General features: G+C 67.3%; 20 protein-coding genes. 11 read left to right on the top strand and 9 right to left on the bottom strand.

Annotated features, from left to right (window positions below; genetic code table 11):
- Position 1: 1 nt before the first annotated feature.
- The 9 genes from nuoH to LKD76_RS16320 all read left to right on the top strand — a co-directional run bounded on the left by nuoH (position 2) and on the right by LKD76_RS16320 (position 10,362).
- Complete coding sequence (gene nuoH, locus LKD76_RS16360) at positions 2-1,858, top strand: NADH-quinone oxidoreductase subunit NuoH (protein ID WP_372465989.1); 1,857 nt, start codon at positions 2-4, stop codon at positions 1,856-1,858.
- Positions 1,858-2,709, top strand: a complete 852-nt coding sequence (locus tag LKD76_RS16355; RefSeq protein WP_227982190.1) for an NADH-quinone oxidoreductase subunit J — start codon at positions 1,858-1,860, stop codon at positions 2,707-2,709. The genes nuoH and LKD76_RS16355 overlap by 1 nt, the downstream gene beginning before the upstream one ends.
- Before the next feature lie 15 nt (positions 2,710-2,724).
- The gene (nuoK, locus tag LKD76_RS16350) at positions 2,725-3,024 is read left to right on the top strand and encodes an NADH-quinone oxidoreductase subunit NuoK (protein WP_227982189.1); all 300 of its coding nucleotides are present in this window, start codon (positions 2,725-2,727) and stop codon (positions 3,022-3,024) included.
- 1 nt (position 3,025) lies between these two features.
- Positions 3,026-4,930, top strand: a complete 1,905-nt coding sequence (gene nuoL / locus LKD76_RS16345; RefSeq protein ID WP_227982188.1) for an NADH-quinone oxidoreductase subunit L — start codon at positions 3,026-3,028, stop codon at positions 4,928-4,930.
- Positions 4,927-6,579 carry an NADH-quinone oxidoreductase subunit M gene (locus LKD76_RS16340; RefSeq protein WP_227982187.1) on the top strand — a complete coding sequence of 551 codons (1,653 nt, stop codon included), beginning with the start codon at positions 4,927-4,929 and terminating at the stop codon, positions 6,577-6,579. The genes nuoL and LKD76_RS16340 overlap by 4 nt, the downstream gene beginning before the upstream one ends.
- A complete protein-coding gene (gene nuoN / locus LKD76_RS16335) occupies positions 6,576-8,201 on the top strand; it encodes an NADH-quinone oxidoreductase subunit NuoN (protein ID WP_227982186.1) in 1,626 nt (541 codons plus the stop codon). Before LKD76_RS16340 ends, nuoN begins: the two co-directional genes overlap by 4 nt.
- A gap of 108 nt (positions 8,202-8,309) precedes the next feature.
- On the top strand, positions 8,310-9,131 hold the full coding sequence (locus LKD76_RS16330; RefSeq protein ID WP_227982185.1) for an SAM-dependent methyltransferase: 822 nt from the start codon (positions 8,310-8,312) through the stop codon (positions 9,129-9,131).
- Between the two features lie 20 nt (positions 9,132-9,151).
- On the top strand, positions 9,152-9,511 hold the full coding sequence (locus LKD76_RS16325; RefSeq protein WP_227982184.1) for a VOC family protein: 360 nt from the start codon (positions 9,152-9,154) through the stop codon (positions 9,509-9,511).
- A gap of 41 nt (positions 9,512-9,552) precedes the next feature.
- Positions 9,553-10,362 (top strand): cyclase family protein, encoded by an 810-nt coding sequence (locus tag LKD76_RS16320; protein WP_227982183.1) that lies wholly within the window; start codon positions 9,553-9,555, stop codon positions 10,360-10,362.
- A 192-nt stretch (positions 10,363-10,554) separates the two neighbouring features.
- Here LKD76_RS16320 and LKD76_RS16315 read toward each other — a convergent pair whose 3' ends face one another.
- On the bottom strand, positions 10,555-11,211 hold the full coding sequence (locus LKD76_RS16315) for a TetR/AcrR family transcriptional regulator (protein ID WP_227982182.1): 657 nt from the start codon (positions 11,209-11,211) through the stop codon (positions 10,555-10,557).
- A 106-nt stretch (positions 11,212-11,317) separates the two neighbouring features.
- Between LKD76_RS16315 and LKD76_RS16310 the strand changes: the two genes are divergently transcribed.
- On the top strand, positions 11,318-12,418 hold the full coding sequence (locus LKD76_RS16310) for a glycoside hydrolase family 113 protein (protein ID WP_227982181.1): 1,101 nt from the start codon (positions 11,318-11,320) through the stop codon (positions 12,416-12,418).
- Between the two features lie 145 nt (positions 12,419-12,563).
- Here LKD76_RS16310 and LKD76_RS16305 read toward each other — a convergent pair whose 3' ends face one another.
- The 4 genes from LKD76_RS16305 to LKD76_RS16290 form a co-directional block, all read right to left on the bottom strand.
- On the bottom strand, positions 12,564-13,547 hold the full coding sequence (locus tag LKD76_RS16305) for an alpha/beta fold hydrolase (protein ID WP_227982180.1): 984 nt from the start codon (positions 13,545-13,547) through the stop codon (positions 12,564-12,566).
- 221 nt (positions 13,548-13,768) lie between these two features.
- On the bottom strand, positions 13,769-14,350 hold the full coding sequence (locus LKD76_RS16300) for a DUF4232 domain-containing protein (RefSeq protein WP_227982179.1): 582 nt from the start codon (positions 14,348-14,350) through the stop codon (positions 13,769-13,771).
- Between the two features lie 49 nt (positions 14,351-14,399).
- The gene (locus LKD76_RS16295) at positions 14,400-15,002 is read right to left on the bottom strand and encodes a maltokinase N-terminal cap-like domain-containing protein (protein WP_227982178.1); all 603 of its coding nucleotides are present in this window, start codon (positions 15,000-15,002) and stop codon (positions 14,400-14,402) included.
- 9 nt (positions 15,003-15,011) lie between these two features.
- The gene (locus LKD76_RS16290; RefSeq protein WP_227982177.1) at positions 15,012-15,638 is read right to left on the bottom strand and encodes a DUF308 domain-containing protein; all 627 of its coding nucleotides are present in this window, start codon (positions 15,636-15,638) and stop codon (positions 15,012-15,014) included.
- Between the two features lie 182 nt (positions 15,639-15,820).
- On the opposite strand from LKD76_RS16290, the gene LKD76_RS16285 reads away from it, so the two are divergent.
- Positions 15,821-17,230, top strand: coding sequence for a cytochrome P450 (locus LKD76_RS16285; RefSeq protein ID WP_227982176.1), 1,410 nt, complete (start codon positions 15,821-15,823; stop codon positions 17,228-17,230).
- Here the strand turns inward: LKD76_RS16285 and narI are convergent.
- The 4 genes from narI to LKD76_RS16265 are packed head-to-tail and all read right to left on the bottom strand — an operon-like array spanning position 17,145 to position 23,858.
- Complete coding sequence (gene narI, locus LKD76_RS16280) at positions 17,145-17,873, bottom strand: respiratory nitrate reductase subunit gamma (RefSeq protein WP_372465988.1); 729 nt, start codon at positions 17,871-17,873, stop codon at positions 17,145-17,147. The two genes, LKD76_RS16285 and narI, sit on opposite strands and share 86 nt — an antisense overlap.
- A 2-nt stretch (positions 17,874-17,875) precedes the next feature.
- Complete coding sequence (gene narJ / locus LKD76_RS16275; protein ID WP_227982174.1) at positions 17,876-18,511, bottom strand: nitrate reductase molybdenum cofactor assembly chaperone; 636 nt, start codon at positions 18,509-18,511, stop codon at positions 17,876-17,878.
- Complete coding sequence (gene narH, locus LKD76_RS16270) at positions 18,508-20,166, bottom strand: nitrate reductase subunit beta (protein ID WP_227982173.1); 1,659 nt, start codon at positions 20,164-20,166, stop codon at positions 18,508-18,510. Before narH ends, narJ begins: the two co-directional genes overlap by 4 nt.
- Positions 20,163-23,858 (bottom strand): nitrate reductase subunit alpha, encoded by a 3,696-nt coding sequence (locus tag LKD76_RS16265; RefSeq protein WP_227982172.1) that lies wholly within the window; start codon positions 23,856-23,858, stop codon positions 20,163-20,165. Before LKD76_RS16265 ends, narH begins: the two co-directional genes overlap by 4 nt.
- Positions 23,859-24,084: the final 226 nt, after the last annotated feature.

Below are 24,084 nucleotides of genomic sequence, written 5' to 3'. Positions count from 1 at the left end.
GATGTCGTCGGCGGTAACCCTCGCCGCCCCCGCCGATCTGTCCGCCTTCGGCCACGATCCGCTGTGGCTCGTCGTCGTCAAATCCATCGGCATCTTCGTCTTCCTGCTGCTCATCCCGCTACTCGGAGTGGTCATCGAACGCAAGGTCGTGGCGTGGATGCAGATGCGGGTCGGCCCCAACCGGGTCGGACCCCGCGGATCGCTGCAGTCGATCGCCGACGGCGTCAAGATGCTCCTCAAGGAGGACATCGTCCCGGCGATGGTCGACAAGCCGATCTACATCCTCGCCCCGATCGTCGCCCTCATCCCGGCGGTGATGGCGTTCGCGGTGATCCCGCTCGGGCCCGAGGTATCGATCTTCGGCACCCGGACACCGCTGCAACTCACCGATATGCCCGTCGGGGTGCTCTACATCCTCGCGATGGCCTCCATCGGCGTGTACGGCATCGTGCTGGCCGGCTGGTCGTCCGGCTCCACCTACCCCCTGCTCGGCGGGCTGCGGTCCACCGCCCAGGTGATCTCCTACGAGATCGCGATGGCGGCCTGTTTCGCCGCGGTATTCCTGCTGGCCGGCACCATGTCGACCTCCGGCATCGTCGCACAGCAGTGGGGCACCTGGAATGTGTGGCTGCTGCTGCCGTCGTTCCTGGTCTACGCGGTGTCGATGGTCGGCGAAACCAACCGCGCGCCGTTCGATCTGCCCGAGGCCGAGGGCGAACTCGTGGGCGGGTTCCACACCGAGTACTCGTCGCTGAAATTCGCGATGTTCATGATGGCCGAGTACATCAATATGGGCACCGTCTCGGCACTGGCGACCACCCTGTTCTTCGGCGGCTGGCACGCACCCTTCCCGGTCAACCTGTGGGACGGAGCGAATTCGGGCTGGTGGCCGCTGCTGTGGTTCACGCTCAAGGTGTGGACGTTCCTGTTCGTGTTCATCTGGTTGCGCGGCACTCTGCCGCGGCTGCGCTACGACCAGTTCATGAATCTGGGCTGGAAGCTGCTGATCCCGGTCTCCCTGCTGTGGGTGATGATCGTGGCCACGCTGAAGGTGGTGCAGGACAACGGCCACAACGTGCAGACCACCGGCCTGGTGGTCGCGGGAGTGGTCATCTCCGTCGGCCTCGTCGCACTGATGTTGCGCGCCGGACACGCCCGTGACAAGCGTGTCGTGCCGAAAACGCAGGAATCGCAACAATTCTCGGACTTCCCCGTGCCTCCGATACCCGACGTTCCGGCCCGGGCCGCCGCCGAACCCGGTCTCCTGGATCCGCTCGCCGGATTCTGGGTCACCTTCGCCACGATATTCAAGAAGAAGAACACCGAGTTCTATCCCGAGCAGAAGGTGCCCACCGCGCCCCGCTACCACGGCCGCCACCAACTCAACCGTCATCCGGACGGACTGGAGAAGTGCATCGGCTGCGAACTGTGCGCGTGGGCCTGCCCGGCGGACGCGATCTACGTCGAAGGCGCGGACAACTCCGAGACCGAGCGCTACTCCCCCGGTGAACGCTACGGCCGGGTCTACCAGATCAACTATCTGCGCTGTATCGGCTGTGGCCTGTGCATCGAGGCCTGCCCCACCCGTGCCCTGACGATGACCAACGAATACGAGCTCGCCGACGACAACCGCGCGGATCTGATCTACGAGAAGGACCGTCTGCTGGCACCACTGGGCGACGGCATGCTCGCACCTCCGCACGCCGCCTACCCCGGCTCCACCGAGGAGGACTACTACCGCGGCGCCGTTCCCGCCGCATCCGGCACCGACCGCGACACCGGACCGGACACCGAGGGCGCCGCGGCCGAGGACACCGGCAAGGCACCGGCCGCCGCCGGCGCACAGGGAGGCGCGTGATGTATTCCGCCACGAACATCCTCGCCGCCGAAGCGGTCACCCGGACCTCCACCGGTGAGGCGGTGCTGTTCTGGGTGCTCGCCGTCGTCGCGGTGGCCGGTGCGCTGGGCATGGTGTGCGCGCGCAAGGCCGTGCATTCGGCACTGTGCCTGGCCGCCACCATGATCACGCTCTCGGTGTTCTACATCGCCCAGGACGCGCTGTTCCTGGGAGTGGTGCAGATCGTCGTGTACACGGGCGCGGTCATGATGCTGTTCCTGTTCGTCCTCATGCTCGTCGGCGTCGATTCGGCCGAATCGCTGCGAGAGACGCTGCGCGGGCATCGCCTCGCGGCGATCGTGGTCGGGATCGGTTTCGGACTGCTGCTGATCGCCGCGATCGCCCGTGGCGTGCGAGAGGATTCGGTCGCGGCCACCGGACCCGGATTCGGTGCGGATCCGATTTCCGCCCTGGCCGATCTGCTGTTCATCCGCTACGTGTGGGCCTTCGAACTGACCGGCGCCCTGCTGATCACCGCGACCATCGGCGCGATGGTGCTCGCACACCGTGAGCGATTCGGCCCGCGCACCGGCCAGCGCGAGCAGTCCCAGCGGCGCTTGCGCGAGGGACACCGGATCACCCCGCTGCCCACGCCCGGCGTCTATGCCCGCCACAACGCGGTCGATGTACCGGCCCGGCTGCCCGACGGCTCCTTCGCCGAAGAGTCGGTCAGCACCATCCTGCGGCATCGCCTGCAACGCGCGCACACCGAATCCGCGGTGATCGGCATGCGAAACGGCGACGGCGACAACGGTTCCGACACCGCTCCCGCCGCCCCCGCCGATAACGATTCCCCGTCCACGCACGGCTGAGAGAAAGGCTCCGCGGTGAATCCGGACAACTACCTGTATCTGTCCGCCCTGCTGTTCACCATCGGCGCGGCCGGGGTCCTGGTGCGGCGCAACGCGATCGTGGTCTTCATGTGCGTCGAGTTGATGCTCAATGCCGTCAACCTCGCCTTCGTCACCTTCGCCCGCCGGCACCACGATCTCGACGGGCAGGTGTTCGCCTTCTTCACGATGGTGGTCGCCGCCGCCGAGGTGGTCGTCGGGCTCGCGATCATCATGACCATCTTCCGCACCCGCCGCTCGACCTCGGTCGACGACGCCAACCTGCTGAAGTACTGACGTGGGTACCGGAAATCTGCTCTGGTTGCCGCCGGCCCTCCCCGCCGTCGGCGCACTGATCCTGCTGCTGGCGGGACACAGGAGCAACCGCTGGGGACACTGGCTGGGATGTGCCGCGGCGCTGGCCTCCTTCGGCGTCGCGGTGTGGGCGTTCGTGGCGATGCTCGGGCGTTCGGGACCGGACCGTCCGATCGCTCACAACTTCTTCGACTGGGTGCCGGTGGCCGGTCTGCAGGCGCAGTTCGCCCTGCAGCTCGATCAGCTGACGATGTGCTTCGTGCTGCTGATCACCGGGGTCGGATCGCTGATCCACATCTACTCGGTGGGCTATATGGCCCACGATCCGGCGCGACGGCGATTCTTCGCCTACCTCAACCTGTTTCTCGCCGCGATGCTCGTGCTGGTCATGGCCGACAACTACCTGGTGCTCTACCTCGGCTGGGAAGGCGTCGGTCTGGCCTCGTATCTGCTGATCGGATTCTGGCACGAGAAGCCCAGCGCCGCCGCCGCGGCGAAGAAGGCGTTCATCGTGAACCGGGTCGGCGATATGGGTTTGGCGATCGCGCTGTTCATCATGTTCGCCACCTTCGGCTCGGTCGATTTCGGGCAGGTTTTCGCCGGTGTTCCGCAGACGGGCGAGGGCACGCTCACCGCACTGGGCCTGCTGTTGCTGCTCGGCGCCTGCGGTAAGTCGGCTCAGGTGCCACTGCAGTCGTGGCTCGGTGACGCGATGGAGGGCCCCACCCCGGTGTCGGCGCTGATCCACGCGGCCACCATGGTCACCGCCGGCGTGTACCTGATCGCTCGCTCGAACCCGATCTTCGACGCCGCCCCGGACGCGCGGGCCGGCGTCCTGATCGTCGGCGCGGTCACCCTGCTGTTCGGCGCCGTGGTCGGTTGCGCGAAGGACGACATCAAGAAGGCGCTCGCCGCCTCCACCATGAGCCAGATCGGCTACATGGTGCTGGCCGCCGGTCTGGGACCGGCCGGTTACGCGGTGGCGATCATGCATCTGCTCACCCACGGCTTCTTCAAGGCCGGGCTGTTCCTCGGTGCCGGATCGGTCATGCACGCGATGAACGACGAAACCGACATGCGCCGCTACGGCGGACTGCGGAAGTATCTGCCGATCACCTTCGCCACCTTCGGACTCGGTTATCTGGCGATCATCGGCGTCCCGCCCTTCGCCGGCTTCTTCTCCAAGGACCGCATCATCGAGGCCGCGTTCGGCTACGGCGGCGCCACCGGGATGACGCTCGGCGCCGCGGCCCTGCTCGGCGCCGGTATCACCGCCTTCTACATGACCCGCGTGGTCCTGCTGACGTTCTTCGGTGACAAGCGCTGGGCCGCCGATGATTCCGGAGCCGCGCCGCATCCACACGAGGCGCCCGCCTCGATGACCGGGCCGATGATCGTGCTCGCGCTGGGATCGGTGTTCTCCGGCGGCATCTTCGTCTTCGGCTCCTCGCTGCAGAACTGGCTCGCACCGGTCGTCGGGACCGGACACGGGGAAAGCGATATTCCGGCATGGGCGGTCACCGTAGCCGCCCTCGTGGTCGTCGCCGTGGGCGTCGCCATCGCCTACCGCCTGTACGCGCGGCGGCCGGTACCTCGGACCGCCCCCGCCGAGGTGACACCGTTGACTGTGGCGGCCCGCCGCGATCTGTACGGTGACGCGTTCAACGAGGCCGCGTTCATGCGACCGGGCACGTATCTCACCCGGTCGCTGGTATTCCTCGACAACCGCGGAATCGACGGCGTCGTGAATACGACCGCGGCGGTGATCGGCGGTCTGTCGGCGCGAATCCGCCGTGTGCAAACCGGTTTCGTGCGCTCGTACGCCCTGTCCATGTTCACCGGCGCGGCCCTGGTGGTCGCGGCCCTGCTGGCGGTGAGGTTGCTGTGACGGAGTTTCCCTGGCTGACCACGCTGTGGGTACTGCCCCTCGTCGGTGCCGTCGTCGTGCTCGCGGTCCCGGCCGCGCAGCGCACCCTGGCACGGGTGACCGGTCTGGTGTTCGCCCTGGCCACCCTCGCGATAGGGATCGTGGTGGCGGTCCGGTTCGATCCCGCCGGCTCGCAGTATCAGCTGATCGAATCACACCGCTGGATACCGGCTTTCGGGGCCGGGTACACCCTCGGCGTGGACGGTATCGCATTGGTGCTGGTGTTGCTCACCGCGGCACTGGTGCCGCTGCTGATCCTCGCCGGCTGGAAGGATGAGCGCGAGGCCGGTACCGGACGCCGCGTCGCGCACATCTACGTGGCGCTGACGCTGATCGTCGAGGCGATGGTGCTGATCTCGTTCGTCTCACTCGACATCCTGCTGTTCTACGTGTTCTTCGAAGTCATGCTGATCCCGATGTACTTCCTGATCGGCGGATTCGGGCCGCGCACGGTGGAGGGGCAGTCCGCGGAGTCCGAACTCGCCCTGCGCCAGCAGCGTTCGCGCGCCGCGGTGAAGTTCCTGTTGTACAACCTGTTCGGCGGACTGATCATGCTGGCCGCGGTGATCGGGCTGTACGTCCTCACCGCCCGACAGCAGCTCGGTGGCGACGGTGGCGGCACCTTCGATTTCCGGGCGGTGATGCTCGCGGCGAATTCGGGTCAGCTCGGAGCGGGCCCCGCGGTGCTCAACGCGTTGTTCCTGGGATTCATGTTCGCCTTCGCGGTGAAGGCGCCGCTGTGGCCGCTGCACACCTGGCTGCCCGGCGCCGCGGTCTCGGCGACTCCGGCCAGCGCGGTGCTGATGATGGCCGTGGTGGACAAGGTCGGCACCTTCGGCATGCTGCGCTACTGCCTGCTGCTGTTCCCGACGGCCTCCACCACTTACGCGCCCCTGATCAGCGTGCTCGCGGTGATCGGAATCCTCTACGGTGCGCTGCTGGCCATCGGTCAGACCGATGTCATGCGCCTGATCGCCTACACCTCCATCTCGCATTTCGGGTTCATCATCCTCGGCATCTTCGCGATGACGAACCAGGGCGGCTCCGGTGCGACGCTTTATATGGTCAATCACGGCATCTCGACCGCCGCCCTGTTCCTCATCGCCGGATTCCTGGTCTCGCGCCGCGGCACCCGGGTCATCGCCGAATTCGGCGGCGTGCAGAAGGTGGCGCCGGTGCTGGCCGGCACCTTCCTCATCGCGGGTCTGGCCACCCTGTCGCTGCCCGGCCTGGCACCGTTCGTCAGCGAATTCCTGGTCCTGGTCGGCACTTTCACCAGATATCCGGTCGCCGCCGTCTGCGCTACCGGCGCTCTGGTGCTGGCGGCACTGTACGTGCTGTGGCTGTACCAGCGGATGATGACCGGCCCGGTGCGCAAGGGGGTCGAGCGACTGCCTGATCTGCTGCCGCGCGAATTGGTGGTCGTGGTGCCGCTGCTGCTGGCTCTGCTGGTACTGGGCGCCTACCCGAAACCGGTGCTGGATCGCATCAATCCCGCGGTGGCCGGCACCTTGACCACGATCGGCAAACACGATCCGGCGGCCACCGTGACACCGGATGCGGCGACCGTCCCGGCCGCGACCACTTCGAGTGGAGGTAACCACAGGTGAATCAGCTTCTGGCCGCGACGGTTCCGGCTCCCTCGATCGAATATCACGCGCTGTCACCGATGCTGATCGTCTTCGGTGCCGCGGTCGCCGGAGTGCTCGTCGAGGCGTTCCTGCCCCGATCCTGGCGCTACCGGCTGCATCTGGTGCTCGCCCTCGGCGGCCTGGCGGCCGCCTTGGCCGCGGTGATCGCGCTGGCCGGCACCCATGCCACCGTCGCGGTGGGCGCCGTCGCGATCGACAACGTGACACTCATGCTGCAGGGCACCATCCTCGTGGTCGCGATCCTGGCGGTCGCGCTGATGGCCGAGCGCGGTATCGAGGCGCGCATGGCGCGGGCCGGCCGCGAGGGGCCGGGCACCTGGAGCCGCGCCGCGGCGACGGCCTCGGGTGCGGTGGTCATCGATGCGTTCACCCCGCAGGCCGCCGCGGTTCCCGGTAGTTCGGACGAGATCGCCGCGGCCCGAGCCGGAATCACCACCACCGAGGTCTTTCCGCTCACACTGTTCGCGGTGGGCGGCATGCTGCTGTTCCCGGCCTCCAACGATCTGCTGTCGATGTTCGTCGCCCTCGAGGTGCTGTCGCTGCCGCTGTATCTGCTGTGCGGACTCGCCCGCCGGCGGCGGTTGCTCTCGCAGGAATCGGCGATGAAGTACTTCCTGCTGGGCGCTTTCGCCTCTGCCTTCTTCCTGTACGGGATGGCGCTGCTGTACGGATATGCCGGTACCGTCCGGTTCTCCGGTATCGCCGCGGCGGTGGCCCGGGATTCCGGCTCGAAAACCCTTGCGGTGCTGGGCGTCGCCATGCTGGCGGTCGGATTGCTGTTCAAGATCGGCGCCGTGCCGTTCCAGTCGTGGGTGCCCGATGTGTATCAGGGCGCGCCGACGGCCGTGACCGCGTTCATGGCGGCCGCCACCAAGATCGCCGCGGTCGGTGCGCTGCTGCGCGTTCTGCAGGTCGCGGTCCCGGGACTGAGTGCGGATTGGCGTCCGATCCTCGCCGCGGTATCGATCGCCACGATGGTGCTCGGCGCCGTGCTGGCCGTCACGCAGACCGATGTGAAACGGATGCTGGCCTACTCCTCCATCGCACATGCCGGCTTCATCCTCACGGCGCTGGTGGCGGCCGACGCCGACGGTGTGTCGTCGGTGCTGTTCTATCTGGCCGCCTACGGCGTCAGCACCGTGGGCGCGTTCGCGGTGGTCACCCTGGTCCGGGACCGGGTGGGCGACGAGGCGACCGCGTTGTCGGCCTGGGCGGGGCTCGGCCGCCGATCTCCGTGGCTGGCCACGGTTTTCGCGTTGTTTCTGCTGTCCTTCGCGGGTATTCCGTTGACGAGCGGGTTCATCAGCAAATTCGCGGTGTTCGCGGCGGCCGCGGGCGCCGACGCGGCGGTGCTGGTGATCGTCGGTGTGATCTCCAGCGCCATCGCGGCGTTCTTCTACATCCGGGTCATCGTGCAGATGTTCTTCACCGACCCGCCGGACGCGCCGCCGGTCGTGATCACCGCACCGGTCACGACGGTCGTCATCGCGTTCACCGGCGCGGTGACCCTGGCCCTGGGTATCGTCCCTCAGCCGCTGCTGGATCTGGCTCGCAACGCGGTGGGCTTCGTGAGCGGATGACGACGGTAACCGGCGCGCCCGCAAGGGTTCTCGGCAACGATGTTCCGCAACGCCAACGGCCCCTCTAGGATCGGCCGCACCACAACCCCGCGCACAGGAACAGGTGTCATGACCGACAGCGCCGCCCAGGTGGATCAGTCCAAGCCCAGCATCGCCCGCGTCTACGACTACCTGCTGGGCGGCCGCGACAACTATGCGGTCGACCGGGAGGTCGGGGACTTCTTCATCAAGGACCTGCCGGGATCGGTGGCGATCGCCTACGCCAACCGGCAGGCCATGATCCGAGCGGTCGGTGATATCGCCGGCTCCGGTGTGCGGCAGTTCATCGATATGGGCAGCGGTCTGCCGACCGTCGACAACGTCCATCAGGTGGCGCAGCGTCATCTCGACAGCCCCCGGGTGGTGTACGTGGACAACGATCCGATCGTGCTGGCCCACAGCCGCGCGCTGCTGTCCGAGGACGAGAACACCACGGTGCTGCATGCCGATCTGCGCGAGCCGGACTCGATCTTCTCCAACCCGGATCTGCGCGCGCTCATCGATTTCGATCAACCGGTCGCGGTGCTGTTCAGCGCGATCCTGCATCACCTCAACGACGACGAGAATCCCGCCGATCTGGTGGCGTGGTGGGCCGACCGGATTCCGTCGGATTCGCAGGTGTACATCTCGCACTTCCGCACCGGTTTCAACGAGGAGACCCAGGCCGCGGAGGGCAAGTTGCAGGCCACCTTCGGCCGTGGGCGCTGGCGTTCGGACGAGGAGATCCTCGGTCTGTTCGGCGACCTCGAGGTGCTCGAGCCGGGTCTGGAGATCTGCGCTCGCTGGCGGCCCGCCGAGCCCGACGAGACGGTCTCGCGCATCGGTCCCGCCGTCCGTGAGCTCACCCTGTGGGAACAGCTGATTTCGTGCGCTCTGGCCCGCAAACCGTAGTGCACTGATAGCTTGGGCGCATGATCATCGGTGCGCATACCATCATGTACGCGGCCGACGCCGATCGCGCCCGTGCTTTCCTGCGCGATGTGCTCGGTCTGCCCCATGTCGATGCCGGCCACGGGTGGCCGATCTTCCGGTCGCCGCCGGCCGAACTCGCCGTGCACCCCGCTCCCGTGGCCGCGGGTGGAATGCTGGAGCTGTATTTGATGTGCGACGATCTGACGGCCACGGTCGCGGATCTGCGAGCCAAGGGCGTCGAATTCACCAGTGAGATCACCGAACAGCGGTGGGGACGCCTGATCACTCTCGCTGTCCCGGGCGCCGCGGACATCGGCCTGTACGAACCGCGGCATCCGACCGCCTACGATCTGGAGTGACCTGCCGCCGCCGGTGCGGCAGCGGTTAAGCTGCGGGGCATATGTGCGCACCTCGCATTGTCCAACTCGCCCACGACGGCGCCGATCTCACGCCGCGCCCGCCACGCCGCGCCCTACTCGGCGCCGCCGGTCTCGCGGCGCTCGCGATGGCCTCAGCCGGCCGCGGCGGATCGGTGGTCGATCTGACCCATCCGCTGGGACCCGATACTCCCGTGTGGCCGGGTAATCCGCCGTTCGCGATGGTCCCGGTGGCCGGACATGTGCTGGGCGGATTCGATCAGAACGCGATAGCGCTGTGGGAGCACACCGGAACGCATCTCGATGCGCCGCTGCATCGAGTGCCGGGCGGGGTGTCGGTCGATACGCCGTCGGCGACCGATCTGGTCGCACCGCTGATCGTCATCGATATCAGCGCGAAGGCCGCCTTCCACGTCGACGCCACGGTGACCATCGACGATATCGACGCGTTCGAACGGATCTACGGCCGCATTCCCGAACGCGCCTTCGTCGCTATGTATTCCGGATGGGAGCATCGGCTCGCGGTGCCCTCGGCCTTCGTCAATCTCGACAGCCAAGGGACCCCGCATGCGCCCGGATTCGCCACCGATGCCGCGGAATACCTGGTGGCGCAGCGCGATATCGTCGGCGCCGGCGTGGATACGCTGAGCCTGGATCCGGGCTCGGATCGTGAATACGGTGCGCACACCGCCTTTCTCGGGGCCGGGCGCTACGGCGTGGAGATGCTGGCCAATCTGGGCGCGGTTCCGCCGACCGGCGCGAGCGTCGTCGTCGGCGCGCCCGCGCACGTCGGCGGCACCGGCGGCCCGTGCCGGGTGCTGGCGTTGCCCTGACGGGGTCGCCACAGTATCGGCCGAAAATCGTGCGGATATCGCCTAGCCATCACGTTCGCCACCATCGGCCCACCTCTCCGCCACGCTCTGGACAACAGGGCCGAGTCGCATTGTGCCGCAGCGGGATCGCTGCCTGGCAGGATCCGGCGATACCCCCGATGAATAGACCATCATCCGGGGCGGAAAGGCCCCTCACCGATGTGCGGGTTGAGCTCGCGGCCCCTTCTCTGCTGCGTCGAATGCCGGTACGAGTGGGGCGAGCGCGGCGCGAAGCAGGTCGGGCAGCGAGCCGGACACGACGACGAAGCCTGCGGTGTCGGGCACGCCTGCCGGCGGCTGCAGCCATTGTTCGAGTCCGACGCGGATGGCGGCGCCCACGCTTGCCGCGAGCACACTGGCAGTGAGTTCGTCGCGATCGCCGAGGCGCTCGGCGATCGCGACGGCGAGGGGTTTCGAGATCGTGTCGGTGGCGCCGAGGAACACCGCACGCAGTGCCGGATGTGTGGTGATCAGCCCCAAAGCGTCGCGACGGCATTCATCCGGGTCGGCGTATTGCGCCAGGATCGCCTCGATGACGGCGTCGGCGAGGCGAATCTCCGTAGGCTGAGCCGTTACCGCCGATGCGACTCGCGCCTCTCGCTCGGCGGTGATGGCGGCGACGATCGCCTGCTCGCGGCTGGAGAAATAGTTGTTGTAGGTCCGTGGTGAGACACCGGCTGCCTCGGCGATGTCCTCGACCCGCACGTGGTCCGGTCCGTGTTCCAGGGCAAGTCGCAGCGCCGCTTCCCGCAGTGCCTCGCGAGTGGCCTGCTTCTTTCGCTCGCGCAATCCCGCCGACCTTGTTGTCACGATCCAATCGTGCCACAGAAAGATGCGTATGCGAAATATTGCGTGCACGCATATTGGTGGTTAGTGTGGCGTCGACCGAACCTGATCGACGGAAAGGACCACACCTATGCGCGGCAAAGGGATGACCTATGACACCGGTTTCCTCTCGAGCGGCCAGACCTCACGGAAGGAATTCGCCCCCGAGATCGTCCGGCGGGAGCTGACCATCATTCGAAATGATCTGCACTGCAATGCCGTTCAGATCGTCGGCGGTGATGCCGACCGGCTGGAACTGGCGGCCCGGTGCGCCGCCGAACTGGGGCTCGAGGTGTGGTTCACGCCCTACCCCCTGGAACTGACGAATACGCAGATCCTGTCCCTGTTCGCCGAGTGTGCGCGGCGGGCCGAGCGGCTGCGGCAGACGGGGGCCGAGGTCGTGTTCGTCACCGGCGTCGAGTTGAGTCTGATGAACCCGGAATTCCTGCCCGGCGACACCGTCTGGGAGCGGCTCGAGTCCCTGCTCGGAAATCCTCACGCCCGCAACGAGCGAGTCGGCGAACTGGTCGCTCGGCTCGACGATTTCCTCGGCAAGGCCGTCACCGTGGTGCGCGAGCATTTCGGAGGCCGACTCACCTATTGCGCCATACCGTTCGAGCGAATCGACTGGACACCATTCGACATCATGTCGATCGAACTCATCCGCTCCGCCGAGGTGGCCGATCAGTTCCGTGCGGGCGTTCGCGATCTGGTCGCGCAGGGAAAACCGTTAGCGGTCACCGGATTCGGCACGGCCACCTGGCGCGGCGCGGCCGATGTGGCACCACGCAGCAACGAGATCGTCGAATACGACATCGCCGGCGCGCCGATCCGCCTGAACGGGGAGTACGCCCGCGACGAGGCGGGTCAAGCCACCTACCTGCGGGAGTTGCTGGAGATCTTCGACACCGAAGGTGTCGACAGTACTTTCGTGTTCCTCTTCGCGTTGCACAGTCACCCACACCGCCCCAACGGTGATCCCCGCGACGACCTCGACCTCGCCAGCCTAGGCATCGTCAAGGTGCTGGAGGGCCGCTACGGCCGCACCTACCCTGACATGGGCTGGGAACCCAAAGCAGCCTTCGCCGCCGTCGCCGAACACTACGCCGACGGACACGACACGCAGATCCCTGGCGGCACCGGCCTGTTGGGCGAGAAGCAGCTTTCCACCACGGATCCGAGGCAGCGGTGAACTGTGTGCCTGTCGCTCGGCACGACGTCGTCGAGATCACGCTGGGGGGTGGATCGTTCGACTCCAGAATCGGCGATCGTGGACGCAATCTTCGCCGACGGCCGGCCCGACACCCGAGATAGACCCGACATTCCCGGTATCTGCTCTACCGAGTGAATCGGGCGATGTCGTCGGCAACGCGGTCCGGCGCTTCGAAGGGGAACGCGTGACCGAGCCCGGGGTAGATTCGCAATTCCGAACCATGAGTGTAGTGATGGAGCACGATGGCGTTGGCCGGGGGTTCTTGTTCGTCGTTTTCGGCGCCCAGGATGAGGGTGGGCAGCCGCAGGGTGGGCAGGAGGCCGACGACATTGGTGGTGGGGTTGGCGAGCCAGTCGGTCATTGCAGCGCGTTGACGATTGAGGCCAGTCAGGTTCACCCCGACCCTGTTGGGCCGCAATGCTGTTCGTTGGCGCCACGCGTCCAGCGCGTCGGGGTGGCCGCTGAAGTACAGCGGAATGACCTGTTCGGCGGATGCAAGCGGGTCGAACGCGGGCAGCCCTCGTACCAGACTGGGCAGATCGGGCAGTACCTGCTGAAATCCGCCGGGGCCGGTACCCATCAGGATCAGGGCGCCAACCTCATCGGGGTGGTCAACAGCCGCCCGTTGCGCGACGAATCCTCCGAGGGAATAGCCCACGATGGTGGGGCGGTCCAGGTGGAGAGCTCGGATCAGACCAGCGGCCTGATCGGACAGTTGTGGAACCGTCACGACGGGCGACGAGCTGGCCGGGGTCCGTCCCACGCCGTCGGAGTCGAAGATGACAACGTGGTTGGTCGCTGCCAGGCGGTCGAGCAGCGCAGGGTCCCAGTCGTCCATGCTGAATCCGAGGCATGAGGTCAAGACCAGGGTTGGTCCGTGTCCGAAGCTGCGGTAGGCGATCGGTAGCCCCGCGACGGTGACGACATTGGTGGGTGCTGTCAACGACGACAACCGGTCGGCGTCGGCGACTGTTGTCGATGCGATCCGATGCGATGCGATGTCGGTAGCGGGGGCGGGCTGACCGGCCCCAGCGTCGGCGGCTGCGGGGCCGGGGGCAATCGACAGGGTGCTGATCGCCAGCGCCGCCATGACGGCCAGGGCCGGCATCCGGCGTCGCGAGCCGTACCACCGAGGCTCGTGCAACGGCCCTGTATCTGGCGTTGCTGGGCTCGGTTGCGGCCGGTGGAGAGCGGACATGCGGGCTCCTTGTGGTTGTGTGATGGACCGGGATCGACGCTGTGGTGCGCCGGACGCACAACCATGAGAGCGTCCCCGCCCGAGAAAGGATTCGAACCAGGTAGGAGTTTCCTCGCTGATCGCGCCGGCGATCAGCCGGTCACCGGATGCACCTGCAACGCGCAGGTGTCGATGGTGGTGTGCACGGTGCGGGTCTCGGTCGAATTCGGTACCGTCACAACCAGACTCGTATACAGCGGGCAGTCCTCACCGGCGGGGCCCATGGCCGACCCCTCGACGACGGCGCGGGCTGGTCGGCCGGGTAGCACCGTCACGACCGGCGGGGCGTCGTCGCCTTGTGGGAGCCCGCCCATATATCCGCGCGGGGTGCGTTCGGCGTGGAGTACCGGCCCGCCCTCGTCCGTATCGACGCCCGGGTAGCCGCCGATCGTGCAGGGTGGTGTGTCGGCGGCAAGGGTGAAAGTCAGGGCTACGCCGCGGTGCATCATGCCCGGCGACATGGTCTGCGCGCCGAGATCGAGCTGTCCGGGCCCGCAGGCTGCGGTCGGCGCCTCCGACGTGGTCGTCGGTGCCGGGCTCGCGGCGGACGCGGTCACCGAATGTGGTTGTGCGGCAGTCGTCGTGGTGGCCGATTCGGTGGATGAGGCGGGGCCCGAATCGGTCTGCGAGCAACCGCCCAGGACCGTGCCGCAGGCCGCGCTCGCTGCCGTCACAGCGGCGGCTCGGTGTAGGTACCCGCGGATCCTCCCGCCGATCATCCCATCAACTCCTCCCGGATTCCTCGCCGGCACTCGTCGGCGCAGGGTTCTCCCTCGCCTCCAGCACGATGCCTCGTGCCGGGGCGCCCTCCGCATCGGTCCAGCTCGAAAGCGCCCAGCCGCGCCGGGATTCGGGCGCCGCGGCCGGAGTGCGATGGACGCGCACCGACAGCGACACCTGCGGATCGGCGGTCACCAATTCGACGGTCCGCGCCGGAGTATCGCTGAGATCCTGGTCCTGCGCCGTGGCCGCGCCGGTGAGCAGTGCGGTGAACTGCGCGACCGCGACCGGGTCGGCGGCGGCGTCGTAGATCCAGCGCCGTCCCAGCACGCCGTGCTCGGAGGTGCCGACCAGCGCGGCCTCCGCCCCGGGCAGCGGCGCACCCCGATAGGTCAGCGGGACGTGGTAGGCGGGCCGCGCCGGATCGGCGGTATCGATGACGATCATGCATTCGATCCCCACCTCGCCGGCGGGGTCGTCGAGCCGGAATCCGCCGCCCCGGTGCAGCTGAGGTGTCGTCCCGGTGAACCATTGCCGGGTCGGCAGCCAGGTGGTCAGCAGATCGAGTTTGCCCGGACGCAGCGTAGTGCGGTGAACGACAGCCATTCCGCGACCCTAGTCAGCGAGCCGCGCGGGTGTGTCGGCACGTGGCCCCAGCAGCGCCCGGACACCTGCCTGGTCGCCGCCGGTGACGGGACGCCGGATGCGGGTGGCGAGCCGGATCTCCATGACGCCCAGCAGGATCAGGCAGACCCCGACCAGGATCGACAACGCCGCGATGGTGTCGATCGGCCAGATCAGCACGATCAGCCCCGCCAGCAGGGTCGCCAGCCCGTACCCTTCCCGGCGGCCGGATCTGGGCAGATCGGCCGACCAGGACGCGACGATCGCCTGCACGATGCCGCGAATCATCCAGGCCATCCCGATCCACATCGCGAGCAGCGCGACCGAATCGTCGCTGCGCATACACCACAGTGCCAGCAATACCGACAGCAGCGCGCTGAGGAATTCCAGCGCTTTGAGCCACCCGCGGATGCGGGCGCGAAACGCGACTGTGAACTGCCATGCCGCCGTCAACAGTAGGGCGATTCCGAGCAACAGGTCCGTTATTCGAACGGACTTATCGGGCCACACGAGCAGGACGACTCCCGCGCCGATCGAGGCGCAGCCGATCGCACAGGCCATCTGCCATGCATCACCAGCGAAGACATCGGTACGTCCGGCCACTCGGAAGGTGGGCATAGCCCGATGATATGGGTCGTTTCGGCCACGATCGCGCAATTTCGCAACCTCGGCCGGTCATCGACCGGCTATCGAGCCGCCGTCCCAGCGGTCCCGGCGCCGGTGGTCGGGCCGCGGGGACCCGGTTACGGTAGGGAGATAGCGGATCTCGCGCCGCCAGCGAACCGCCGGAAGGTTGGGCCATGACCGCTGCGTATCCGCCGGGTCCCCGGCTGCCGAGGGTGGTGCAGACCCTGTTGCACGCCAAGTGGCGCGCCTGGTTCGCCGGTGTCACCGCCCGCCGCTACGGCGACGTCTACACCATGCGCATGATCGCACCGTATGCCGAACATCTGGTGGTGTTCTCCCGCCCGGACCACATTCGCGAGATCTTCGCCGGTGATCCCGCGGATCTGCACGCCGGTGAGGGCAACCGGGTGCTCGGGCCGATCATGGGACAGCATTCGCTGCTGCTGACCGACGAGGGCGAGCATGCCCGGGCCCGGCGGCTGCTGATGCCCGCGTTCACCGGCTCCTCCCTGCGCGGCTATCGCGGCATGATCGAGACGATCGCCCAGCAGCACGTCGACCGGTGGGAACCCGGCACCACCCTCACCACCCTGGACCGGATGAACGCGCTGACCCTCGATGTGATCACGCAGGTCGTCTTCGGTGTCAGCGAACAGCGCGGCCGCGAGGAGCTGGCACCGCGGCTGCGGCGTCTGGTCGATATCGGCCCGCTGATCTATCTCGGCTCGAAATGGCAGTCGCTGCAACGTTTCGGCTCGTGGAAGCGCTTCGCCGACAATCAGGCCGCGATCGACACCCTGCTCTACGACGAGATCGCGCGGCGGCGCGCCCATCCGAATCCGGGCGAACGCGCCGATGTGCTGTCACGGCTACTGGCGGTGGGCACCGATACCGGGGATGCTCCGCTGTCCGATGCCGAACTGCGCGATCAGTTGGTGACCCTGCTGCTGGCCGGGCACGAGACCACCGCCTCCGCGCTGTCGTGGACGATGTACGAGTTGTCCACGCACCCCGAGGTGCAGCGGCGCGCGCGCCGGGCTGCCGCCGAGGGCGACGACAAATATCTCGAAGCCGTCCTGAAGGAGGCCATGCGCCGCCATCCGGTCATCGGCGGCACCGTGCGCCGGTTGACCCGGGAGATGATGGTGGGTGGCTATCGGCTCCCCCGCGGCACCGTCGTACAGACATCGATCGTGCTGGCCCACGCCGACGCGGGCAATCATCCCGAACCGGAGCGATTCCGTCCCGAACGCTTCCTCGACGGCAGCGTCGCCGCCAACACCTGGCTCCCGTTCGGTGGCGGTGTGCGCCGGTGCATCGGCGCCGGCTTCTCCCTCATGGAAGGGACGACCGTACTCGCCGAGGTGCTCGGGCGTTTCGAATTGGCCCCGGTGCGTCCGCGCGAACGTGGCCGCATCCGCAACATCACCAATGTGCCCGCCCACGGCGCGCCGGTCGTGCTGCGATCACTGACCGAGACAACCCGGCCGCACCCGATTACTGCACCCGCTCCCAGCCGCGTGGATGCCGATGCGCACCCAGGGCGGCGTCTCGGCTGCGATACACCAGATACGGGCGCGTGATGTAGCCCAGCGGTGCCGAGAACACATGCACCAGCCGGCTGAACGGCCAGAACGCGAACAGCACACAGGCCGACAGAACGTGCAGCCGAAACCCTAGTGGAGCACCGGCCATCAATTCCGGATGCGGGTCGAGGTAGAACAGCGACCGGAACCAGGGCGAGATATCTTCTCGATAGTTGTGCGGGTGCCCGGTGAGGTTGCCGTACAGCGTCGCCGCCAGGCCCAGCGCCAGAGTCAGCCCCAGCAGGACGTACATGACTTTGTCGTTGCGGGTAGTAGCCGAGAACACCGAGCCGACGGTACGGCGACGATAGATCAGGATGATCAGGCCGGCCACGGTCGCGCCGCCGGCCAGAACGCCCAAGCTGAACGAGACGGCGTGATAGGCGCTTTCGCTGATGCCGAGCGCTTCGGTCCACGATGCGGGGATCACCAGCCCCAGCACATGGCCTGCGAAGACGAACACGATGCCGTAATGGAACAGGGGGCTGCCCAATCGCAGCAGCCGGTTCTCGTACAGCTGTGACGAACGGGTGGTCCAACCGTATTTGTCGTAGCGATAGCGCCAGATCAGGCCCACCACGCAGATGGCCGGCGCCGCATACGGCACCGCCACCCACAGCAGCACATCGGATGCGCTCACGGTCATCGGCGGTCTCCGATCGGTCTCGGCATGTGAGCCGGCGGCGCGAACGGTTCGGTGCCGACCTCCTCCCCGGGCGGTCCGGCGGCGATCAACCGGGCCACCGCGTCGCTGTCGGATCCGCGCAGCGCGGGCAATGTCGCCGAGACCGAGTCCAGCACCCCGGCCCATGGCGAACCCGATTCGCGCAGTGCCGAACGCATTACCTCGACACCGGCGCGGTAGTCGGTCAGCACCCGCAGTCCGCGCTCCGGTTCGGTCGCCGCGAATTCCAGAACTACCGCCAGATGATCGGGCAGTTCGCCGTCGTCGAGTTGCCAGCCCGCACCGCGATAGAGCTGTTTGAGTCGCAGCAGCGCCATACCGCGTGCGCGGGTGTCGCCGTGCGAGAAGTAGGTCAGATAGGGGCTGAATCGCTTGCGGTGGTCGAAGGTGTCGACGTATTCCGAGGCCAGTCGTACCTGTGGAGTGCTCGCCAGGTGCGACAGCAGCGGACGCAACGGTGCACCGACTGCCAGCGGAAGTGCCGCGGTGGCGCGTTCGAGCAGCGGCAGCGAAGTCAGCAGCGCCGCATCGGGATAATTCAGCAGCAGTGATTGGGTCTGCCAGGCCGCGCGGCGAATATCGGTCCGGGTCATCGGCGGTGCCTTCCCACGCGTCGTGCGGGGAGTAGCCCGTCCGGACGGCCGCGGCCGTCCCAATTCAGCAGATTCACCCGCGGCGCCGCGGAGGTGGAGGTGTCCGCGGTCTGGCGGTCCCGCAACATGCGGAAGTTCTCCACCGCCACCGGGGTCGGCCCGCCGGAACTCTCCCCGAACGGACCCCAGCCACCCATACCGGGCCCGCCGTCGCGATCGAGATCGCATTCGGTGGCCAATTCCTCGAGGCCGTGGGCCTGTTCGGCGTGGGCGGCGGGAACGACGTAGCGCTCTTCGTATTTCGCCAGCGCCAGGAGCCGGTACATGTCGTAGAGCTGTTCTTCGGACATGCCGACCGCCTCGGGAATCTCCGGCCGCGGCGCCCGGCCGAGATTGATATCGCGCATGTAGCTGCGCATCGCGGCCATTCGCCGCAGCACCGCCTCGACCGGCGCGGTGTCACCCGCGGTGAACAGCTGCGCCAGATAGTCCACCGGAATCCGCAAGGCCTCGATCGCGGCGAACAGATTGCCGTGTTCCTCGGCGTCGTGGCCGGTGTCACGCAGGGCGTCCACCACGGGCGACAAGGGCGGGATGTACCACACCATCGGCACGGTGCGGTATTCCGGATGCAGCGGCAGCGCAACGCCGAAGGTACGAATCAGCGCGTACACCGGTGAGCGCTGCGCGGCCTGGACCCAATCGCGTGGAACCCCGGCCCGTTCGCATGCCGCGACGACCTGTGGATCGAACGGATCGAGAAAGGCGTCGCGCTGCGCGGCGAACAGGTCGTGCTCGTCGGGAGTGGCCGCGATATCGCCGACGGTATCGGCGTCGTAGAGCATCACCCCGATATAGCGGAGCCGGCCCACACAGGTTTCCGCGCACACGGTCGGCAGCCCGACCTCGAGCCGCGGGAAACAGAAGGTGCATTTCTCGGCTTTGCCGGTGCGATGGTTGAAATACACCTTCTTGTAGGGACATCCCGACACGCACATGCGCCAGCCGCGGCAGCGGTCCTGGTCCACCAGCACGATGCCGTCCTCGGCGCGCTTGTAGATGGCGCCCGAGGGGCAGGCCGCCATGCAGGCCGGATTGAGGCAGTGCTCGCAGATACGCGGCAGATAGAACATGAAGGTCTGCTCGAATTCGAACTTGACCTTGTCGCCGACCTTCTCCAGCAGCGGATCCGCGGCGGCCAGTTCCGGCGCCCCGCCGAGATTGTCGTCCCAGTTGGCCGACCAGGTGATAGCGGTATCGCGCCCGGTGATCAGCGAGCGCGGCCGGGCCACGGGCGTATGTTTCTGCAGCGGCGCGGTGGTCAGCGTGTCGTAGTCGTAGGTCCAGGGCTCGTAGTAGTCCGAGAGTTCGGGCAGGGTGGGGTTGTCGAAGATCGTGAACAGCGTCCGCATGCGGCCGCCGCGGCGCAACCGCAGTCGGCCCTTACGGTCGAGAATCCAGCCGCCCTTCCAGCGTCGCTGATTCTCGTAGGTGCGCGGATAGCCCTGCCCGGGGCGGGTTTCCACATTGTTGAACCAGACGTATTCGACGCCCGCGCGGTTGGTCCACGTCTGTTTGCAGGTCACCGAACAGGTGTGGCAGCCGATGCATTTGTCGAGGTTCATCACCATCGCCAGCTGCGCCATAGGCCTCATCGGTAGGTCACCTCCTGACCGCGACGGCGGATCACGGTCACCTCGTCACGTTGATTACCGGTCGGGCCGAGATAGTTGAAGGCGAACGACAATTGGGCGTAACCGCCGATCAGATGGGTCGGTTTGATCAGCAACCGGGTCAGTGAATTGTGAATTCCACCGCGTTTGCCCGAGGTCTCCGCCAGCGGCACGTCGATGAGCCGGTCCTGGGCATGGTTCATGTAGACCGTGCCTTCCGGCATGCGATGTGAGACTACCGCCCGGGCCACGACCACCCCGTTGCGGTTGACCGCCTCGATCCATTCGTTGTCGCGCACACCGATTTTCGCGGCGTCGCGATCGGACAGCCAGATCGTGGGCCCGCCACGCGACAGGCTCAGCATCAGCAGGTTGTCCTGGTATTCGGAATGAATCGACCATTTCGAATGCGGGGTCAGATATCGCAGCGCCAGCCCGTTTCCGTCGCGCTGACCCGGCCGGGGTTCGGCGAACAGCGCCGACATATCCAGCGGGGGCCGGAAGATCGGCAGCTGTTCGCCGACCTCGGCCATCCAGTCGTGATCGAGATAGAAATGCTGGCGCCCGGTGAGGGTGTGCCACGGTTTCGCACGTTCGACATTGACGGTGAACGGGGAATACCGGCGCCCGCCGCTTTCGGATCCCGACCATTCCGGTGAGGTGATGACCGGAACCGGCGCGACCTGGGTATCGGCGAAGGTGATGCGTTTACCCTCGTGTTCGGCGGCCAGATCCGCCAGCCGGGTACCGGTCCGACGTTCGAGGGTCCGGAAACCCTGGACGGCGAGGCGGCCGTTGGTGGTGCCCGAGAGCGCGAGGATGGCCTCGCACGCGTCGATATCGCGCTCGAGGCTGGGCCGTCCGGCCGCCGGACCACCGTGTACGAGCCCGTTGCGCGCGCCCAGCTCCGCCACCTCGGCGCCGACGTCGAAGGTGACCCCCTTGGTCGCGGCCCCGAGCCGGTCCACGACCGGGCCCAGCGCGCCCATCTTCGCGCGGACCGCGCCGTAGTCGCGTTCCACTACCGTGAGCCGGGGCATGGTCGATCCTGGAACCGGTTCGCACGCACCCGTTTTCCAGTCCCGCACCACACCGTGCGGAGTGGCCAGTTCGTCCGGGGTGTCGTGCAGCAGGGCGGTGGCCACGATATCGGTACGCACACCCAGGTGCCTGCGGGCCAGGCGGCTGAATTCGGCGCCGATGCTCGAGAATGCGTCCCAGTCGGTGCGGGTCTGCCACGGCGGCGCGATCGCCGGACTGAACGAATGCACGAACGGGTGCATATCGGTCGAGGACAGATCGTATTTCTCGTACCAGGTCGCCGCCGGCAGCACCACATCGGAGAACATGGTGGTACTGGTCATCCGGAAGTCGAGGGTCAGCAGCAGATCCAGCTTGCCGGTCGGCGCCTCCTCGTGCCAGACCACCTCGCGGGGGCGGTTGTGCGGTGGGCACTGCTGGGCCCGCAGCGACGAGTCCGCGCCCAGCAGGTGACGCAGGAAGTACTCGTTACCCTTCGCCGAGGACCCGAGCAGATTCGAGCGCCAGATCGACAGCACTCGCGGCCAGTTCCCGGGATCGTCGGGGTCCTCGCACGCGAACCGCAACGTCCCCGACTTCAGTTGCGCCACGATATGTTCCGCGGGACTCAGTCCCGCTTGCTGTGCCTCGTCGGCCAGGTCGAGCGGATTGCGATCGAATGTCGGATACGACGGGGTCCAGCCCATCCGCGCGGCCTGCGCGATCAGATCGGCGGTGCTGCGTCCGGACAGCTCCCCCGGGCCGGTGGTCGTGGTGAGCGCGTCGGCGCTGAACGGGTCGTAGCGGAACTGGTCGGTGTGCAGATACCAGTACACCGTCTGATTCATCTGACGCGGCGGGCGGGTCCAGTCCAGCGCGTTGGCCACCGTCGCCCAGCCGGTCACCGGCCGGCACTTCTCCTGCCCGACATAGTGGGCCCAGCCGCCGCCGTTGCGGCCCTGACAGCCGGTGAGCGTGGTCAGGGCCAGGAATGCGCGGTACATGGTGTCGGAGTGAAACCAGTGATTGGTCCCGGCGCCGAGGATAATCATCGAACGGCCCTGTGTCTGTTCGGCATTCGCGGCGAATTCGCGTCCGATCCGCGCGGCGATCGCGGCGGGGACACCGGTGATGGTCTCCTGCCAGGCCGGGGTGCCGGGCCGGCCGGCATCGTCGTAGCCGGTGGGCCACTCCCCGGGCATGCCGTCGCGGCGCACACCGTAGCGGGCCAGCATCAGATCGAAGACAGTGGTGACCAGGTGCCCGCCGACCGTTCGCACCGGTACCCCGCGGCGTACGGTGCCGGCCGCGCCGTCGGCGGTGTCGAAGCGCGGTAGTTCCACCACCACCGCATCGGCCCCGGCGGCCGACAGCATCGGCTCGACCCCGTCCAATTCCAGATTCCACCGGCCCGCGCCCTCGTCGCCGTAGCGGAATCCCAGAGAGCCGTTGGGCAGCACCGGTGCTGCGTGCGCGTCGAGCAGGACGGTCTTGAATGCGGCGTGCTCGGTATCGGCGAACTGGTCCAGATCGGCGGCGGTGAGGAATTTGCCCGGCCGGAATCCGCCGGCGGTCTGCTCCAGCCGCACCAGGAACGGCAGGTCGGTGAAGCGCCGCACATAGTCCTCGAAGTAGGGCACCTGCCGGTCGACGAAGAATTCCCGCAGGATCACATGTCCCATCGCCACGGCCAGCGCGGCATCGGTGCCCGGGCGCGGGGCGAGCCATTCGTCGGCGAATTTGACGTTGTCGGCGTAGTCCGGCGCTATCGCGATCACCTTCTGCCCGCGATAGCGGGCCTCGGTCATCCAGTGGGCGTCGGGGGTGCGGGTGACCGGGACGTTGGACCCCCACATCATCAGATAGCCCGCGTCCCACCAGTCTCCGGATTCGGGCACATCGGTTTGATCGCCGAAGACCTGCGGCGAGGCGACCGGCAGATCGGCGTAGAAGTCGTAGAACGACAGCATCGATCCGCCGATCAGTGAGATGAAGCGGGAGCCGGCGGCGAACGAGACCATCGACATGGCCGGAATCGGCGAGAATCCCGCGACCCGGTCCGGTCCATAGGCTTTGATGGTGTGCACGTGGGCGGCGGCGATCAGTTCCACCGCCTCCTCCCAGCCCGCACGGACCAGGCCACCGCGTCCGCGGGCGCGCTTGTAGCGCCGCGCCGACTCCGGATCGGAGACGATCGACTCCCACGCGGTGACCGGATCTCCGGTGCGCGCCTTGGCTTCTCGATACATCTCGAGCAGCACGCCGCGGATGTACGGATACCGGATGCGGGTCGGAGAGTAGGTGTACCAGGAGAAGGCCGCGCCGCGAGGGCAGCCGCGGGGCTCGTACTCCGGCCGGTCCGGACCGACCGAGGGATAGTCGGTGGCCTGGGTCTCCCAGGTGATGATGCCGTCTTTGACATACACCTTCCACGAACACGATCCCGTGCAGTTGACGCCGTGGGTGGAGCGCACCACCTTGTCGTGGGCCCAGCGATCCCGATAGAACTCGTCGGCCTGGCGGCCCCCGCGGACGTATTCGGTGCGCAGATCCGAGGACACGGTGGCGCGGGTGAAGAATCGCCGAGTGCGGATCAGCGCCGCCGTCAGCTCCGAATCCAGTGCTGCACCGTCTCCGCGTGCGGTACGTGCCATCTGCCCGCCTCTCGCCCCGACCGCGGCGTGGCGCGATCGTTTCACCCCGTCACACGAACACTCGCACCGTAGTCGCTAACTGTCGGCTACCGATGTATTTAGGGAGGAACGGATACCGCGTCGGCCGTGCGCCGGATCCCGGCGCGAGACCGGAATTCACTGGTGAGAGCACGGGCACTCGAGACCGGCGCCAGACGTCGCCGGCGACCGGGTCCGATCGCGTCTC

The organism is Nocardia spumae, from assembly GCF_020733635.1.
GTDB lineage: Bacteria > Actinomycetota > Actinomycetes > Mycobacteriales > Mycobacteriaceae > Nocardia > Nocardia spumae.
The sequence above is the reverse complement of the archived record's forward strand: the minus strand, read 5'-3'. Positions and strand labels throughout refer to the sequence as shown.

What these genes read in the sequence shown, in the direction of transcription:
- LKD76_RS16295 (WP_227982178.1), bottom strand. Translation starts at nt 15,002, where the DNA reads ATGGCTGTCGTTCACCGCACTACGCTGCGTCCGGGCAAACTCGATCTG.
- LKD76_RS16320 (WP_227982183.1), top strand. Translation starts at nt 9,553, where the DNA reads ATGTGCGCACCTCGCATTGTCCAACTCGCCCACGACGGCGCCGATCTC.
- narJ (WP_227982174.1), bottom strand. Translation starts at nt 18,511, where the DNA reads ATGACCCGGACCGATATTCGCCGCGCGGCCTGGCAGACCCAATCACTG.
- LKD76_RS16325 (WP_227982184.1), top strand. Translation starts at nt 9,152, where the DNA reads ATGATCATCGGTGCGCATACCATCATGTACGCGGCCGACGCCGATCGC.
- narH (WP_227982173.1), bottom strand. Translation starts at nt 20,166, where the DNA reads ATGAGGCCTATGGCGCAGCTGGCGATGGTGATGAACCTCGACAAATGC.
- LKD76_RS16310 (WP_227982181.1), top strand. Translation starts at nt 11,318, where the DNA reads ATGCGCGGCAAAGGGATGACCTATGACACCGGTTTCCTCTCGAGCGGC.
- LKD76_RS16305 (WP_227982180.1), bottom strand. Translation starts at nt 13,547, where the DNA reads ATGCCGGCCCTGGCCGTCATGGCGGCGCTGGCGATCAGCACCCTGTCG.
- nuoH (WP_372465989.1), top strand. Translation starts at nt 2, where the DNA reads ATGTCGTCGGCGGTAACCCTCGCCGCCCCCGCCGATCTGTCCGCCTTC.
- LKD76_RS16285 (WP_227982176.1), top strand. Translation starts at nt 15,821, where the DNA reads ATGACCGCTGCGTATCCGCCGGGTCCCCGGCTGCCGAGGGTGGTGCAG.
- LKD76_RS16290 (WP_227982177.1), bottom strand. Translation starts at nt 15,638, where the DNA reads ATGCCCACCTTCCGAGTGGCCGGACGTACCGATGTCTTCGCTGGTGAT.
- LKD76_RS16265 (WP_227982172.1), bottom strand. Translation starts at nt 23,858, where the DNA reads ATGGCACGTACCGCACGCGGAGACGGTGCAGCACTGGATTCGGAGCTG.
- LKD76_RS16330 (WP_227982185.1), top strand. Translation starts at nt 8,310, where the DNA reads ATGACCGACAGCGCCGCCCAGGTGGATCAGTCCAAGCCCAGCATCGCC.
- LKD76_RS16355 (WP_227982190.1), top strand. Translation starts at nt 1,858, where the DNA reads ATGTATTCCGCCACGAACATCCTCGCCGCCGAAGCGGTCACCCGGACC.